The 15,297-nt window shown below is 46.9% G+C and carries 24 protein-coding genes; 13 read left to right on the plus strand and 11 right to left on the minus strand.

The genetic code is table 11. The annotated features are described in order from the left end of the window. The first annotated feature begins 18 nt into the window (after nucleotides 1-18). Together VJ374_RS07500 and VJ374_RS07505 are read left to right on the plus strand one after the other, a co-directional pair. Nucleotides 19-534 carry a hypothetical protein gene (locus tag VJ374_RS07500; protein ID WP_329470893.1) on the plus strand — a complete coding sequence of 172 codons (516 nt, stop codon included), beginning with the start codon at nucleotides 19-21 and terminating at the stop codon, nucleotides 532-534. A gap of 106 nt (nucleotides 535-640) precedes the next feature. Continuing rightward, nucleotides 641-817 (plus strand): hypothetical protein, encoded by a 177-nt coding sequence (locus VJ374_RS07505; RefSeq protein ID WP_155960154.1) that lies wholly within the window; start codon nucleotides 641-643, stop codon nucleotides 815-817. A gap of 11 nt (nucleotides 818-828) precedes the next feature. Here VJ374_RS07505 and VJ374_RS07510 read toward each other — a convergent pair whose 3' ends face one another. Next, on the minus strand, nucleotides 829-1,266 hold the full coding sequence (locus VJ374_RS07510; protein ID WP_329470895.1) for an Rrf2 family transcriptional regulator: 438 nt from the start codon (nucleotides 1,264-1,266) through the stop codon (nucleotides 829-831). A gap of 164 nt (nucleotides 1,267-1,430) precedes the next feature. Here VJ374_RS07510 and VJ374_RS07515 point away from each other — a divergent pair, with 164 nt between their 5' ends. Together VJ374_RS07515 and VJ374_RS07520 are read left to right on the plus strand one after the other, a co-directional pair. Beyond that, a complete protein-coding gene (locus tag VJ374_RS07515; RefSeq protein WP_308101468.1) occupies nucleotides 1,431-2,066 on the plus strand; it encodes an NAD(P)-dependent oxidoreductase in 636 nt (211 codons plus the stop codon). A 128-nt stretch (nucleotides 2,067-2,194) separates the two neighbouring features. Continuing rightward, entirely contained in the window at nucleotides 2,195-2,377 is a 183-nt protein-coding gene (locus tag VJ374_RS07520; RefSeq protein ID WP_035408191.1) for a hypothetical protein, read from the plus strand. 57 nt (nucleotides 2,378-2,434) lie between these two features. Here the strand turns inward: VJ374_RS07520 and VJ374_RS07525 are convergent, their stop codons facing one another. From VJ374_RS07525 to VJ374_RS07540, 4 genes are all read right to left on the minus strand, one after another. After that, nucleotides 2,435-2,716, minus strand: a complete 282-nt coding sequence (locus tag VJ374_RS07525; protein ID WP_056061134.1) for a hypothetical protein — start codon at nucleotides 2,714-2,716, stop codon at nucleotides 2,435-2,437. A gap of 91 nt (nucleotides 2,717-2,807) precedes the next feature. After that, the gene (locus VJ374_RS07530) at nucleotides 2,808-3,176 is read right to left on the minus strand and encodes a hypothetical protein (protein ID WP_308101469.1); all 369 of its coding nucleotides are present in this window, start codon (nucleotides 3,174-3,176) and stop codon (nucleotides 2,808-2,810) included. After that, a complete protein-coding gene (locus VJ374_RS07535; RefSeq protein WP_308101470.1) occupies nucleotides 3,169-3,972 on the minus strand; it encodes a hypothetical protein in 804 nt (267 codons plus the stop codon). The genes VJ374_RS07530 and VJ374_RS07535 overlap by 8 nt, the downstream gene beginning before the upstream one ends. Nucleotides 3,973-3,997: 25 nt before the next feature. Next, a complete protein-coding gene (locus VJ374_RS07540; protein ID WP_290787055.1) occupies nucleotides 3,998-4,540 on the minus strand; it encodes a GNAT family N-acetyltransferase in 543 nt (180 codons plus the stop codon). A 214-nt stretch (nucleotides 4,541-4,754) separates the two neighbouring features. On the opposite strand from VJ374_RS07540, the gene VJ374_RS07545 reads away from it, so the two are divergent. Genes VJ374_RS07545 through VJ374_RS07555 form a run of 3 tightly spaced genes read left to right on the plus strand, consistent with a single transcriptional unit; the run spans nucleotide 4,755 to nucleotide 7,269 of the window. Continuing rightward, nucleotides 4,755-5,384: a DedA family protein gene (locus VJ374_RS07545; RefSeq protein WP_035408181.1), complete on the plus strand. Its 630-nt coding sequence runs from the start codon at nucleotides 4,755-4,757 to the stop codon at nucleotides 5,382-5,384. A gap of 54 nt (nucleotides 5,385-5,438) precedes the next feature. Next, entirely contained in the window at nucleotides 5,439-6,566 is a 1,128-nt protein-coding gene (locus VJ374_RS07550) for an MGDG synthase family glycosyltransferase (protein WP_308101471.1), read from the plus strand. A 16-nt stretch (nucleotides 6,567-6,582) separates the two neighbouring features. Next, nucleotides 6,583-7,269, plus strand: a complete 687-nt coding sequence (locus VJ374_RS07555; protein WP_308101472.1) for a polysaccharide deacetylase family protein — start codon at nucleotides 6,583-6,585, stop codon at nucleotides 7,267-7,269. A 45-nt stretch (nucleotides 7,270-7,314) separates the two neighbouring features. On the opposite strand, the gene VJ374_RS07560 is transcribed toward VJ374_RS07555, so the two are convergent. The 3 genes from VJ374_RS07560 to VJ374_RS07570 all read right to left on the minus strand — a co-directional run bounded on the left by VJ374_RS07560 (nucleotide 7,315) and on the right by VJ374_RS07570 (nucleotide 9,096). Then, complete coding sequence (locus VJ374_RS07560) at nucleotides 7,315-7,560, minus strand: hypothetical protein (RefSeq protein WP_214729928.1); 246 nt, start codon at nucleotides 7,558-7,560, stop codon at nucleotides 7,315-7,317. 172 nt (nucleotides 7,561-7,732) lie between these two features. Next, a complete protein-coding gene (locus VJ374_RS15995; protein ID WP_442899603.1) occupies nucleotides 7,733-7,969 on the minus strand; it encodes a YkvA family protein in 237 nt (78 codons plus the stop codon). 17 nt (nucleotides 7,970-7,986) lie between these two features. Beyond that, entirely contained in the window at nucleotides 7,987-9,096 is a 1,110-nt protein-coding gene (locus VJ374_RS07570; RefSeq protein WP_329470903.1) for a GGDEF domain-containing protein, read from the minus strand. Between the two features lie 154 nt (nucleotides 9,097-9,250). Here VJ374_RS07570 and VJ374_RS07575 point away from each other — a divergent pair, with 154 nt between their 5' ends. Then, nucleotides 9,251-9,784: a DUF402 domain-containing protein gene (locus tag VJ374_RS07575; protein WP_056061160.1), complete on the plus strand. Its 534-nt coding sequence runs from the start codon at nucleotides 9,251-9,253 to the stop codon at nucleotides 9,782-9,784. Between the two features lie 331 nt (nucleotides 9,785-10,115). On the opposite strand, the gene VJ374_RS07580 is transcribed toward VJ374_RS07575, so the two are convergent. Continuing rightward, complete coding sequence (locus tag VJ374_RS07580) at nucleotides 10,116-10,580, minus strand: hypothetical protein (RefSeq protein WP_290787046.1); 465 nt, start codon at nucleotides 10,578-10,580, stop codon at nucleotides 10,116-10,118. A gap of 213 nt (nucleotides 10,581-10,793) precedes the next feature. Between VJ374_RS07580 and VJ374_RS07585 the strand changes: the two genes are divergently transcribed. After that, a complete protein-coding gene (locus VJ374_RS07585) occupies nucleotides 10,794-11,279 on the plus strand; it encodes an NUDIX hydrolase (RefSeq protein ID WP_056061164.1) in 486 nt (161 codons plus the stop codon). A 40-nt stretch (nucleotides 11,280-11,319) separates the two neighbouring features. On the opposite strand, the gene VJ374_RS07590 is transcribed toward VJ374_RS07585, so the two are convergent. Then, entirely contained in the window at nucleotides 11,320-11,811 is a 492-nt protein-coding gene (locus VJ374_RS07590; RefSeq protein ID WP_308101474.1) for a DinB family protein, read from the minus strand. 91 nt (nucleotides 11,812-11,902) lie between these two features. Here VJ374_RS07590 and VJ374_RS07595 point away from each other — a divergent pair, with 91 nt between their 5' ends. The 4 genes from VJ374_RS07595 (at nucleotide 11,903) to VJ374_RS07610 (ending at nucleotide 14,806) form a co-directional block, all read left to right on the plus strand. Then, the gene (locus tag VJ374_RS07595; RefSeq protein ID WP_329470906.1) at nucleotides 11,903-12,658 is read left to right on the plus strand and encodes a helix-turn-helix domain-containing protein; all 756 of its coding nucleotides are present in this window, start codon (nucleotides 11,903-11,905) and stop codon (nucleotides 12,656-12,658) included. Continuing rightward, complete coding sequence (locus VJ374_RS07600) at nucleotides 12,658-13,293, plus strand: M15 family metallopeptidase (RefSeq protein ID WP_329470907.1); 636 nt, start codon at nucleotides 12,658-12,660, stop codon at nucleotides 13,291-13,293. Before VJ374_RS07595 ends, VJ374_RS07600 begins: the two co-directional genes overlap by 1 nt. Further along, nucleotides 13,290-13,535, plus strand: coding sequence for a phage holin (locus VJ374_RS07605; RefSeq protein ID WP_290750129.1), 246 nt, complete (start codon nucleotides 13,290-13,292; stop codon nucleotides 13,533-13,535). Before VJ374_RS07600 ends, VJ374_RS07605 begins: the two co-directional genes overlap by 4 nt. A 134-nt stretch (nucleotides 13,536-13,669) precedes the next feature. Further along, complete coding sequence (locus VJ374_RS07610) at nucleotides 13,670-14,806, plus strand: GGDEF domain-containing protein (RefSeq protein ID WP_290774554.1); 1,137 nt, start codon at nucleotides 13,670-13,672, stop codon at nucleotides 14,804-14,806. A 55-nt stretch (nucleotides 14,807-14,861) separates the two neighbouring features. Here VJ374_RS07610 and VJ374_RS07615 read toward each other — a convergent pair whose 3' ends face one another. Continuing rightward, nucleotides 14,862-15,155 carry a hypothetical protein gene (locus VJ374_RS07615; protein ID WP_035408158.1) on the minus strand — a complete coding sequence of 98 codons (294 nt, stop codon included), beginning with the start codon at nucleotides 15,153-15,155 and terminating at the stop codon, nucleotides 14,862-14,864. Nucleotides 15,156-15,297: the final 142 nt, after the last annotated feature.

Genomic DNA, 15,297 nt, shown 5'->3' on the forward strand with positions numbered 1-15,297 from the left:
AAGAACGGAGGAGAAGACTTGCCTGTACATGATTTCAAATCGATTCAACCGACGAACGTGAACGTCATTCATCAAATATTAGTCAATCACTTGCATGCCATCCGTCTGAATCAAGAGGACGAGCGATTGATCACGATCATGGAAGATCCATTCGTTCCACCTGTTGAAACGATCTTTGGAGTGTATTGTGTCTACCTGAAATCAATTCTTGATCTGTTGCAAGGTAGGATTTCCTCCATCGATTCGTATGACTTTCAGAAAGCATCTGCGAAAGACAAGCTCCTGACAGCAGAAGATTTCGAAGTAGTGCTTGATATGGCGACATTCGTCATCATTGCCTCAGAAGACAAGGCGTATATGTCCCACTATTTCATCGGTGGTGACACAGAGAAACTCAATTCGATATTGAATGTATGCTTTGGTCACCCGAATTTATTAGCGGACCAAGCATCGAAACGTTCAATCAAACGTTTTGAGCAAGATGTTCTGATCGTTGAAAAGATCGGGTGCATGAAATTGCTTCGAAATGAATAATGAAACTAATTAAATTTAAGATAAGCAATACCGCGTATTCTTTTTGGCATAATGCACTACAAAGTGAGTATGGAATGGTACAATATGTAAAAAAGGGGTTATTCGATTGTCTCGCTACAAACAAGAAAAGAAACAAACACTCGATCATCTACGCGATGGTGTTGATCAAGGTCTTGGTAGTGCCGTACCTCGTGGACAAAACGACGGAATGCGCGGACTTGAGATGCTTGCAGTCGTCGTAATCCTTGGTGGAGGATATTTGCTATACCAATGGTTTTTCTAAAGTAAGAAGCATCATCCTTTCGAGGACGATGCTTCTTTTTGTTCGATTTCATTGACGATATCATCAAGCGTGACATGAGCCAGCACTTTCTCAAGGGCGGATTGCGCGAGCTCGAAGATTGGCGTGACCGCCGATTGGATGTTTCGTCCGACCGGGCAGTCTAGATTCGGTGCTGCATGGACGCCGAACAATTCCTTGTCCGGTACGACAGCGACAGCGTGATAAACGTCAAGCAGCGTGATGCTAGACAATGGACGGGCGAGCCGTGCACCGGCAACACCCGGACGAACTTCAATCAAATCGGCTTTTTTGAGCATGCTCATGATTTTACGGATGACAACCGGATTCGTATTGACGCTGCCGGCAATCAAGTCGGATGTCATTTTCTCGTCGGTCGCAATCAACGAGAGAATGTGGATGCCGACGGAAAAACGTGTACTGATGGCCAACGGATGACCCCTCCTTCTTAAAAACAGTGTTCTCTCATTATACGTCGTATTGTTCATTTGGCAAGAAACGGGGAATAGAGACAATAATGTTGACAAACACTTCAATTGTAACTATATTGGTTACATGTAATCGAAGTAGTTACATATCAAAAGGAGGAATCATCATGAACATTGGAGTTATCGGTGCAACAGGAAAAGCAGGGCAATTGATTCTACAAGAAGCAATCGAGCGCGGTCATGACGTCACAGCAATCGTCCGTAATGCGGCAAAAGTGACGGCTAACGTCACGATTCTCGAGCGCGATGTCCTCGCACTGACGAAAGACGACTTGAACGAGTTTGACGCAATCGTCAATGCGTTTAACGCAGCACCCGGTGAGGAGACGAAACATATCGAAGTCGGGCGTCACTTGATCAATCTGTTAGCAGGTAGTACGACGCGCCTATTCGTCGTCGGTGGTGCTGGTAGTCTATTCGTTGACGAGAGTCATTCGACACGCGTCATGGAAACACCTGATTTCCCGGAAGCGTATTATCCGACAGCCTCGAACATGGGGAAAAATCTGATCGAACTACAAGGACAGCAAGACGTGACGTGGACGTATCTCAGCCCCGCTGGATTCTTTGATCCGAGCGGTCAACGAACAGGAACGTATTCGGTCGGCGGTGAGCAGATGATTCTAAATGCAAAAGGGGAGAGCTACATCAGTTACGCGGATTATGCCATTGCTGTAGTGGATGAGCTTGAGAACGGACAACACCTCAACGAACGGTTTTCCGTCGTTGGCGAACAAGGATGATGATGTCAGACCGACTCGTGGAGTCGGTCTTTTATGATGGGCGGAGTACGAGATACAGCGGAGGACGGATGGCGAAGTGGCGCGGTTTGCTTAAAATGAGAAGAGAAACGACAAAAGGAGCATACATCATGATGCGACGATATTTTAGTATCATCAGTCTGTTAGCTGTCTTGATCGTCTGTACGACGTCAACGCAACCGTCTCGGTTCGAACGTTCCGAACCAGTCGCGACGATTGAGGATCATTACGCAGGACAAATCAATTGGCCGAGTGACACCGATCCGTTGCTAGAGCTTCATGCCAAACCGTGATCTACATATGACCGATCAAAACCCGTCTCCTTAAAGAAGACGGGCTTTTTGGTGACGTTAAATGACAGTCATTGCGCTCAAGAAGACGAAGAAGAACGTGATGCCGCTCGTCAAAATCAAAAAGGGGAGGACGATCAGTAATTCGAGATGCGGACGAAGACCGTAGTAAAGCAGAAAGAACAGTGTCAAACAGGCGGTCGTGATCGTCAACGCAAGAGAAGTCATCAAAAGATGAAGGGGTTCGACGAACGGAACGAGAGACGATCCTGTGATCGTATCGAAAGCTAAACCAAAGGACAGAAAAATGAGTAAATACAGAAGCGATTTTTGACGAAACATGTGGCATGTCTCCTTTTACTAAACGATACATTTAGTATAAAGTGTAGGTCTTCTTGTTTTACCTAACAAAAATGTAAGAAAGTGGCTGATTTCAAACAGCTGAATCTTTCTTGTATAACAATGTCAAACGCGTCATCAAAAAGTAGAGGAAAGCGGCGCTACTCGCGATTGCCTGAAAATAGATCGGTTGAAACAGACCATTGAACACCATTAATAAGATTCCACCGATTAGGAAGGCGATGCCTTGATTCAGGAGGAGGTGTGTTATCCAAGGTAGTGGACGTGAGCGAAAGCGGAAGTAACGAATCGCGTCGGTCAGGATGCCACCGACCGTGATGACGATCACAAACGACAGCAAGGTCTCAAAGACACCTGGATAATAGCCGACGTCCGGATCGGGCATGAGACGTGGTGATGACGGAAGGTGTTGATAAACCATCAGAAAAATCCAGTTACTCATCAGTAGTCGAAATGACAGACGGATCATGGTACTCCTCCTTTCCAGTCTTCATGAGGATGAATAGACGGGTGATCATTACATATAAACAGGTAGCGACTACGTTTCCGATGAAAAATAGCGCGGGAAGTGAACTGAACAAGATGAACGCACCGGCAAACACGAAGACTGTGCCTTGATGAACGAGGAGATGCGTCGTCCACGGTAGCGAACGCTTCTTGAAACGGACAGCTAACAGAGCGTCAGCAATCACGGTACCGCTGAAGAATAATAGCATGACAGCATCCAACTGTTCATTGACGAGCTGCACCGCGTAAGACAAAAACGGAACCATCATCGTCATCGAGCCAAACAAGTTAAGAAATAAAAAGAAGCTGAAGACGGTCCGACCGAGCCACCCGAACAGATAGGGGAGGAATGACGGATACTTTCGCGCCGACTCGGAGACGATGTAATAAATCAACGCTACACCAGAACAGAATAAGATGAGAACGAGCGAAAACGAATTTGGTTGCATGAGCAGATAGAGGACGATGCTTGCGAATAACGCGACGATTTGATTGAGGATGACCCGTTGTGCAAATGAAATATCCGAACGAAATAACAGGCGCGGAAGCCCTTCTGTTAAGAGTGCACCGATCAGAATGGCGGGACCGGCAAACAATAGACCAATCATAAAAAAGTCAGTGAAGGAAGTGCCGTATATTGCTGGGTCACCCATCTCAAACCCAGCAATGAGTGCATACAAGAAAGCGAACAATATCGCGGAAATGAAACTGTTCTTTACGATAGATAACATGAGATAAGCCCTTTCCGACTGACGTTCAAAATAGTTTATACCAATACAATGTCAGGTCAATATGTGGATTGGCGAATTGTTTTAAACTATCGACACCGCCGAGCACGAAACCTTCTCGTTCGTAAAAACGGCAAGCAATCAAGTTATCGTCCTGTGCTTCGAGTGACAGACCACTCAACTCCCGTTGCTGTGCCCATTTTGACGCAGCGACAAGCAATTGGTGTCCGACGCCTAGTTTACGAAACGCTTGTTTGACCGCGATGTTTTCGATGTAGGCGAAACGGTTCCAGTCACGAACAAGACGAATCTGTCCGACACAAGAAGTGCCGGAAAAGGCGAGGAGGACGATTCGATTCTCGTTTTCGATATACGTCGCCCAATCGAGTCGATCGTCAGGAAAACGGGTTTCAGTAGCGGTTTCATAGAGTTCTTCCGTATAAGACCATGCGGTACCAGAAAACTGCGGAACGATGCGTCCGATGATCGGGAATGAATCGTTGGCATGATTGACGAATGGAATGCTCTCGAACGATAGCGGTTGAATCGTCAGCTTTTCAGTCTCTTTCATTGTCATCCTCCTTCTGTCTATAGAGATCTACTTCACTCTATTCATCATCTCCTACAGACTTAGCATTGTCACGAGGAGAGATGCGAGAACAGGTCAATTTTCGAATGAACCAGGTTTTAATTTTTCTAAAAAAGGAATTGCTTCAACAGGAACGAATACATAGTCAGAAGACGTTGAAACAGTACAGAAAGACAGCAGTAGAGGACGTGACAACATGAACATGGATACGGTCAATCAGTATCTCGATGCCTATGGATATGGCGTTATTTTCATTTTTTTATTTTTTGGCATCGTCGGGATTCCAGCACCGGAAGAATCCTTACTCGTCCTGATCGGCATCTTAAGTGGTCAAAATGAAGAACGTTTAATCTATTCGATCTTGACTGCGTATGCTGGGACGTTCGTCGGTATGCTGACGGCATATGGAGCGGGGCGCTTCTTCGGACCGACCGTCCTACGGTACGGTCGATTCCTCGGATTGACGAAGGAACGCTGGGAGCGGGTGTCAAACGGCTACATGGAACGAATCAATCGAACGATCATCGGCGGTCTTTACATTCCGGGTGTGCGGCAGATCAATCCGTATTTTGCGGGCATGAAGCGGATTTCGTTCGGTCGGTACTTCTTTGTGTCAGCAATCGGTTCCGCGCTGTGGGTCGTCCCCTTTGTCTTACTCGGTCACTTTGCAGGAAAGACATTTCATATCAAGCCGGAAGTCGTACCGTATTTCGGACTTGCCTTACTCGTATTGTTCCTGCTCGGAGTGCTCGTGAAATGGCTCAAGCGGAAGCGACTTGAGAAACGCGTCGTTTCAGGGAAAAACGAAGCGGGAAAAGAAGACTAAACGTTACTTTTTTGTTGAAGGAACGTCGGAACAGTTTGAAGGAGTGGACAAACGATGCAAAAAATAGTGATCTTTCCTTTTTTAAGGATGCGATCCGGTCATCATCTGGTTGCCGAAGCGATCGCCGAACGACTGCAAGGTCCAGGGGTTGAAGTCAAGGAAGTAGAATTGCTCAGTACGATCAGCCCGTTTGCGGAATGGGTGACATCGAAGTTTTACCTGAACTGGATCCGACACTTCTCAAACGGCTATAGCCGTTTTTATCATCAGCATATTGCCGGACGTTCGAGCAATGCCCGGTCGACAGGGTGGACGTCGCATTATTTCCAACAACAGATGTTACGGATCATCCGGACGGAACAACCGGACGTCATCATCTGTACACATGCGTTTCCCTCCTATCTCTTGAATCAATTAAAAGAACGAAACCTTTGTGACGTACCGGTCATCAATGCCTATACGGATTTATTCGTCAGCCGCGTCTGGGGAAAGACGCATATCGAGTATCATCTGTTGCCGAATCGTGAGGCAAGGCAAGAATTGCACGAGCATCATGCTGTACCCATTGAGCGCTTGTTCGTGACGGGTATCCCCGTCCATCCAGCAATCGCTGGCGGTTCCATTTTTCGCTCGACGCAGTCACGCAAACAAATTCTTGTCGCAGGCGGAAACGGTGGACTAGGTCAACTCGAGACCTTACTGACGCAGATCGAACAGTGTCCAGAAGCAGATTTCCATGTCTTATGTGGGAAGAACCAAACATTGTATAAACGACTAGCTTCGCGACGTCATCCACATATCCATCCGCTCACCTATATCGATTCACGGGATGAGATGAATCAGCTGTATGAACGAATGGATGCGATTGTTACGAAACCGGGTGGCGTGACGGTCAGTGAAGCATTCGAAAAACGTGTACCGTTGTTCATTCAGCACGTCCTACCGGGACAAGAAGAGATCAATCGTACGTATTTGATGGAGAAAGGACTTGCGTTCGCATTTCATCAAACGGACACACTCGCGGACGTCATCCGTCGGACGCTTGAGAACCCAGACGTCATGCATGCTTGGCAACAAGCAGTCACGCAGTATCAAAATGATCGCGTCACGGCCGATCAGCGGTTCTTCGCGGAACGGATTGCGGGTTGCCTGCAAGACCGTCGCCGAAAAGTAAATGAATAAAAGGGAGTTAGTTTCTATGCGTTCACGTCTTATCACAGCAGGAATTCTCGCGACACTCGCTTATACGGTCGTCCCGTACGTGGCGTCACGCGTCTTTGGGTGGCGCGTGACAAAATCACTGAACTCACGATATGTCGCCTTGACGTTCGATGATGGTCCAGATCCCGTCTATACGGCAGAACTGCTCGATCTCTTAAAACAAGAAGGCATTCAGGCGACGTTTTTTGTCGTTGGTCATAAAGCAGAAGCACATCCGGACCTCATTCGCCGGATACACGACGAAGGGCATCAACTCGGTATCCACAATTACGTCCATCGACCGAACTGGTCGATGCAACCGTCGACGGTCCGGGCAGGAATCGAGCGGACGGCTATGATCATTGAACGGATCATCGGTGAACGTCCGACGGTCTATCGTCCACCGTGGGGTGCACTCAATGCCGGAGATGTCCTCTGTCCAACCGCTTACAAGATGATTCTCTGGTCGAAGATGGCGGAAGACTGGAAGGTAGAAGGCGGGACAACAAAAATCAAGAGGCTACTATCGAATGTGTCAGAAGGAGATATCATCTTGCTCCACGATAACGGGGATACGTTTGGTGCGGACCCACAAGCACCCGTGCAGACGATTGAAGCGCTTCGTGAACTCTTGCCGAACTGGAAAGCACGCGGCTTACAGTTTCGTCGCATCGATCAAACGTAAAAAAGAGGAGCTATCCGGTGCCGGATAGCTCCTCTTTTGCATGGATTATGCTTCGCGTGACAAGTCCTCATCTTCTTGACTATGATGGAGAATCAAGCGCCGCACGACGAACGAGCGTAAGAATAGGATGAAGGTGATGACCGGAAGTAGTAACCACCAAGATTGCGTCAAAAATAAGTCGTCGAACGTCGTGATCATGACGAAATGACGACCAATGTAAAGCCACATGAAAAAGGAACTGACGAATAGAATTGCTTCCGATGTCGTCATGAACTCAAACTCAGTTTTCATTGAACTACTCCTTATGGGTGGATTTGTCTGATTTTACACTATCCACCATATCACAAGACCGATACCAATACCCCAACAAATTAATACGAAAGCTAGACCATAACGTCGGAGCAATGGAAAGGAACGCGTTCCTTGTTGTTCAAGTCGTCGTTGTGCTTGTGTCAAGATCTCTTTAGGAATCGAACGGATGATGAAGTAGATACCGAGTGGAACGAGTAAAGAGATCGTCGAGAAGACCAATAACAGGCAGAAAATCTGGTATCAAGTCGATTGGACTGACAGTATAGGCGATTAAGGCGATGATTCCCCATTTAATATGACGAGGTAAACGAGGATGTTCGATGGCATAAGAGAGGACTGATAATTGTTGCTTCATCCGTCTAGCGATCTGTTTCATTCGCTCTAACATAAGCGAGTACTCCTTTCTTATGAGCGAACCGGTTCCCGTTCGTTTGTCGTGACGGCTGCCTCGCCATCCGCTTCATACAGAATGACACGATTTCGTCCTTGTTCCTTTGAGGCATATAATGCGTCGTCCGCAAGAATATTCATTCGTTGAATGGCGATATGTTTCCCGTGAGCGATCCCGACGGATGCCGTGATGGCAATCGACGGGGATCCGTCGAGCTGAAAGTGTGTGTTCGCGATCCGTTCTCGAATCCGGTTAGCGACTTTCGTGACTTTTGGAGGCGTGAGATCATAGATGAGGACCATGAATTCTTCGCCGCCAATTCGAGCAGTGATATCATGCGGACGTGTCTCTTCCTGCAAGATCCGTGCAAACTGTTGCAAGACGAGATCACCGTTCGCATGACCGTACGTATCGTTGACATGCTTGAAATGATCGATATCGAGCGCGAGCACATTGTAGACGCGTCCTTCTGCTTCAAGCAATGTCGTCCGTTCGTCCCAGACACGCCGATTGTACAGTCCTGTCAAGTGATCGAGTTCTGCTGATTGTTTATAACGCTGGACCTGTTCGTTGAGCAACTGAAAGTCGATCGTCAAGAGACTCGATAACAGTCCAATCGCAAGTCCGATCGTCCACGTTGAAGCAAGTAAACGAAGAGCGGCGTCACTGAAGCCGAGATTGATCGAGACAGCGATCGAGATCATGAACAATGACCAGACGTTCATGATCAGGTTTTGCAAGAGCGGTCGATGGAGTAACCGCTTATGAATGAAGTACATCCCGGTGCTGATGCCGAGGACTGCGAGAAAGGCGACGATTGATTGCGGGGTCCAGCCGAAGTAAAATCGAGAACAACCGATGATCAGTGTCGCGATGATGAGAGGCGAACGAACGCCATAAAAAGCGAGCAGGACGAGCGGTAAATGACGTAAGTCCATCCGTAACGATTCATTGACTGCAATTCCTTTAAACATCAATAGCACACCGAGTAGTCCGGTCGCAAGACCAACGATGAGGGACTTCATTCTGCTCGATGCGAGGCGTTGACTATAGATGATTTTAGCGATTAAATAAAAGCCGGTGAAGGCGATACAGGCATTCAATAACAACTCGGCAATGAACATGAGTTCCACATCCTTGAGTATGATACTTTCACGATAGCAGTTTGATAAGGGATGTCAACGAGAGAGACTCAAAATTTTAAAGATTCAGGAAAAGTCTTGCTCGATTGAAAGTATTTGGTAAAATAAGAGAGCTTCAGGAAAAGGGAGGGATGAAGTGAAATTAAAACGTCTTATGATTGAGGCACGGAAACTTGACGGACGTCCGCACTATTCGTGGGACGGATATGTCCTAAAGCAGACAAAAGACTATCTACTCGTCGCGAATATTCCAGGGCGGACGCTTCATCATCATCGTCGCGCAACCGTTTATACATACGACAACTATAGTCTCGAATTCTATCCGTTTGAAGCTGATTTCACGGTTGGTCTCGATATAGAACGGACGGGAGAGATGAGCTATTACTGCAATATCTGTCTTCCGTCAGTCCTTCAAGATGAAACATTATCGTTCATCGATCTGGATCTTGATCTCGTCTATCGAAACGGAGTGTGGCAAGTCGTCGACGAGGACGAATTTATGGAGAACCAACGGCTCTATCACTATCCGGTCGAATTGATTGAACGAACCCGTGCGTCATTGCTGAACCTTCAAGAACGGATCGCGCAGCAACAGTTTCCGTTTGACGGCTATTTAGATGCTTTCATCCCGACCGTCATGAACATGAATGATGGAAAGGATACCCAATAAAAAAACCACGATATCACGCATTTAGTCTGTTCGCTTTTTGTCGCAAGACGTTTGAGTCAGTCTATACGTTGACTCTCTTGATTCTATCATTAAAGCTAGGGGTCTTCCTGTATGTCTCGTCTTAGTAGAGTAATCCGATGTAGTTCAATGAAACATCCTGTAGTGAGATTAACGTCGTCTACTTAATAATATGGAAGTCGCTGAACCTTCGTTTGTGATCCAAGCGTACTTTAAACAGCGTACTTTAAACAACGAACAAACGGCTTGAGTCCGGTAAAGTACCGAATTCAAGCCGTTTTAAGGGACATTCGTTCATCTGTTAACGATTCATTCATGAAGTAACAATATGTTTCTTCATCATGTATTGCATGCAATTAAAAAAGGCACTGATGGCTAGTGGGATGATGACGATACTTATTCCTACAAGCACTAATCCAGGAGCATCATCTATCTGACCTATATAAAAGAATACGGGAAGAATAGAAATCGCTAAAACAGCAATCACGAGGAATGCCTTTTTAATGCTATTCGACGATGAAGAAATACGAATAGCCGCGTCCTGACTTTTTGTAAAGGCGCTTAAAATACGGAAACCGTGAAAAATAGAAGCCAATAGCGGTATAAGAGCAATATAAGCAACGATCAATACGACATATCCTGGTTTTTCAAAAATGATTGAACTCTTGATTCCGTTCAGCAACGTAGGGATTGCATAGCCCGCTAAACCCAGTAGACCAAGAGATAGTACAAATAGGCATGACTTTAGTAAAAAAACACTTAACTTTGGGGGATTCATGGTAGTAATCCTTCTTTCCATATGACTTTTCATTTAATGATATATGTAAAGTGTATGATGAAATACGAACTATTACGTAAGCCTTTAGACTGATTTTGTAACGATTAATATAAAGCTAACCGCATTACCGCGTTCTTTAGATATCAATATGTTTAAGTGTCATTGTGATAAAAAATAAAAAATGTAAAAGAAAAGTAAAGGGAGGTATGATGAATGAAAACGATTCGTTGTCATCGTGCATTTGGAGTCTATGGCTTATTAATGAAAGAGGATGCTTTACTCGTCATCGATAAAAATGGTGGACCGTACATCAATCGCTATGATTTACCAGGGGGTAGCCTAGAAGAAGGGGAGACGCTCGCTACGGCGATGCGCCGTGAGTTTACGGAAGAGACAGGGCTTGAGGTAGAGCTCGAACGACAGATCGGCGTCGCTGACTTCAAGCTCCCGTGGGACTGGCGGGAGTTCGATGAAGTCCATCATATCGCCGTCTTTTATCTCGTTCGACAGACCGGTGGAACGCTTGGCATTCCCGAGCAATTCGTCGGACAAGACTCACTCGGTGCGCGTTGGGTCAAGGCGAGTGAAGTTTCAATCGACAATGCGTCACCGCTCGTACTTGAAGCATTCCGCTGGATTGAGGAACAACAACTCGATCTTGAGGCACGACACTTTTCGAATTGGGATGTCTTAAAATGAATCGAAGCGCTCTTCGCATGCGGAGAGCGCTTTTTCATGTTCAATTGGCTAGCGCAGCGTCGAGTCGTCGTTTTTGATGCCGGTGATGCGCGAGATGGTACGAGACGAGGGCATACCACTCGGCAGCGTTCAACCAGCCCATCCCACCGTGTTGCGTCTTTTGATCAACGGGTGTCGCCTGAGCAATCGTTGCGAGCGTTACGTGACGATCAATCAGTTGCAACCAACGTGTCCGTATTTGTTCAACCTGATCCGTCTCATCCGGTGGGGCGTTCATCGCATCCGGTAACCGGATCGGTGTCGACGGAAATGCACCAGCAGCAAATAACTGTTCGCCGAACGGTGACTTCCCGGACGTGGTCACGGGTGCGAACCGGCACGACTCGACTTCATCCAAATACTCATGACTGACGACGATCAAATGATCATACATTTGACTAATCGACCACGTGTCATGGTCGAGATGATGAATCAACGCCTCCGGCTCATAGCGATCAAGTTCTTGTAGATAATAGGTGAATAGTTCGTTCATCCTGTCACTCCTCTCAAAAAATATCTTCTTCACTCTTTTCGAACAATCTTCGACTTCTTCCTGTCATATTTCCTAGAAAGGAGGAATCACCATGCAAGCTCCATATCTTCCGGTTCCCCATACGCTCTTACGGAGCGGGACGGCATTCGCGTCCGTCCATGAAAAAATGATCTACCTGATCCTTGAAAGCTTCAGTGGTCAAGATGGTCAAGCATTTCCGTCCTATCAGACGATCGCCGATGCTGTTCCGTGCAGTAAATCGACAGTCAAGTCGTGTATCCAGTCCTTGATCGCAAGTGGTCGGATCGAGAAAGTCGAACGGTTCACGAAACACGGAGGACAGACCTCGAATGCTTATCGTGTCCTGCCCCATGTCGATACGCCATCCCCGGCGAGTCACGAGACGACTGCCCCCGAGACTTCTGCTGACTCCGAAGAAGAAGTCTTGAAGAAGACATCTTTAAAAAAGGAACTGGTGCAGCAGTATGAGTCGAATCTCGGAAAGGTGTCACCACGAATCGAACAAGAGTTGCTGTTACTTGCGAACGAACATCCAATCGAGCGAATCCAGTACGCCATCGAAGAAGCGGGACGAGCGAACAGTCGTCATTTCGGTTACATCGAACAGGTCGTTAAGCGCCTTGCAACCGGATCCGCGTCAGAACGTCCGAAACAAGTAACCAAACGTTCGAGAAGGAACAATTCATTATTTCAATTACCGAATTGGATAGAACGTGAAAAAGAAGCACAACGCGCTTACGAGGCAAAACAACAGGAACGACAAGTCATTCCTGACGATGACGAGATTGCTGCTTTATTACATACATTGACCAGGGAGGGAGCCTGATGCAACTAGAAGAATTACTGCGACGCGCGAATCAAAAACTAACCGTTCCCGGCATGCATCCGTCGGTCGTCCGGATTGCCCGTGACGTGATTCAAGAGCTTTATCCGCATGGAATCAAACTCGGTATAGCCCAAAGTTTTCGGAGCATCGCGGAACAGAACGCGTTATACGCAAAAGGACGGACGACCCAAGGAACGATCGTGACGCAAGCCCGTGGTGGACAATCAAACCATAATTTTGGTGTTGCAATTGACGTCTTCCTTTACGAGGATGGTGCATTATTTCTTTCTCCACCGGACGCGCGACTTCGTCGAATCGTTGCGGCAATGAAACGGCGCGGAATGGACTGGGGAGGCGATTGGTCCCGTTTTCGCGATTATCCACATTTTGAATTGTACGATCATGTCAGTCTTGCGCGGCATCACGTGCCAAAACCAGGACACTATCTACGCGAACGAATTCAAGCACCGGAACTCGTCCGAGCGATTGAGAAGCGATTGGGTCTGATGGTGACAGGAATCTTTGATATACGTTTGACGCGAGCCATCCAAGCGTTCCAGCAGACATCTCGACTTGTGGTTGACGGGATTGTTGGACCGCAAACATGGCGTCGTCTCTTTCCGGTGTCACCATGATTCGTTTTCAAGCATGGCTCCGCCTCATGATACCGCTCTATGTCTTTCTAGAGTTATTTTTACCGACGCTCGGATTTACCGCTTTACCGGTGTCATCGAATGACGTCGAACGATTCGTGACCGGTCTGGTTGGGGTAATCGGTTTGTTCGTCGCTTGGTGGAAGAATAACGACGTGACCGAGCGGGCATTAAGACGACGTCAGTCGCAAGAACAGCTGGAAAACACATCCTTAACCGATTGAACGGTCGGGAAGCGTTTGGATTGTGTCAGCAACGGGCATTATTTCATACAAATGACTAATTGTTTGACTTCAAGATACTGATAGAAGAAATTGACTTTAGTCAAGTAGATAGAGAAAGAAAGGTCGGTCTTCTTGTGAAATGGTCAACGTTGCAACGGTATTTGTTTTTGGCACTCTGTGCGCTTTTATTTACAAGTGTTTGGAGCTATCAAGCTTTCCTAAAAATCGAACGAGAAAACGCCCGTATCTTAAAAGAAGCTATTCCGATCTCGACGGAAGCAGCAGAACTGTTTCCAGCGTTGTTGAATCTAGAACTCAGTGTCCGGAGTTACATCCTTTCACCGAACAAAACGGATCTAGCACAGTATGAACGGACGATTAATCAGCTGGATCAAACGATCACGCGGCTGAACCGGCTCGATGCGAACCATCCCATCATGCGAAAACTCGTTCGGACGGAGGCAATTCCCCGTATCGAGACGGCGACGCAGTTTTACGACACGCAATTTGAACTCGTCAAGGACGGTGACAGAGCTTCAGCAGAGGCAAGACGATATCAAGGAATGCAGTTCATCGAAACGTTCCGACCGATTGATGCCCGTTTGCGAACAGACGTCAACCGAATCATTGCGGAAGCAACACAACGCTCCGAGCAAGCATCGAGTGCTGCGAAATGGGTTATCGTTGTCGTCGCGAGCATCGCTGTTCTTGTTTTGATTGCCTTCATCCAGACGTTTCGAATGGAACGCAGCAAACAAGTCTTGATTCATCGTTCCTTGCATGATGCATTGACCGGCATCCCGAATCGGCGAGCGTTCGATGAACGATTAGAGAAGCTTCTCGAAGAAGCCAAACAAGAGCAGACACCGCTCTCCTTAATACTGATTGATGTCGATGCCTTCAAGTCCTACAATGACACGTATGGTCACTTAAAAGGGGATGAATGTTTGAAGGAAGTGGCTCGCGTCTTAAAACGGCAGGCTCGGCATGGACAAGTCGCACGATACGGAGGAGAGGAGTTCACGGTTTTACTGACGCGTGGCATAGAAGAAACCCGTCATATCGCAGAACGGATTCGACAGGACATTCTTGATTTGAACATCACACACGAGCAGTACGAACCCCTTTGCCGGGTCAGCGTCAGTCTTGGCTTGACGTCACTTGTACCCGAAGAACAGACGACAGAGAAGGAAATCATCGACCAAGCCGATCAAGCACTGTATCGAGCGAAAGAGAACGGACGGAATCAGATTGGGGACTTGGCAGGGTGAATACGATAAAATCCCCCGCGTGAGTGTTTGCTTCTCACACGGGGGATTTTTCATTTCATTGTAAGATGACGCAATACGATCGATCGGAAATGAGAGGCGCCGATATGACATAAACCGTCCTGACAGGTTCACCACCGACACGCGCATTAAGTTGTGTGAGCTGGGAACGAATCTTACGGCTTAAGCCATATCGTAATTCAGTACTGAGCTCATCAACATCTTCCTGTACGTGCAAGAGAAGTTGGAACGGTTCAAGCGAAAAGATTGAAAAATCACAGGAAATCCGCGGATCCTCGAATTTTTCATTCAATTCCTTCTTAATGTAATAGGCTTCTTGTGCACTAATCAACTTTTCTCACCTCACTCTCCTGATAAATCAGCTCTTTCTCTACTATAGTCTATATTACCCATTTTTCTGGCAAATAATCGTCTGATTTTGAAAAAAAGTCAATCCGAATTTTGAAATCATCCAAAATCTATTTTCAAGAAAT

It is taken from the genome of Exiguobacterium sp. 9-2 (assembly GCF_036287235.1).
Taxonomy (GTDB): domain Bacteria; phylum Bacillota; class Bacilli; order Exiguobacteriales; family Exiguobacteriaceae; genus Exiguobacterium_A.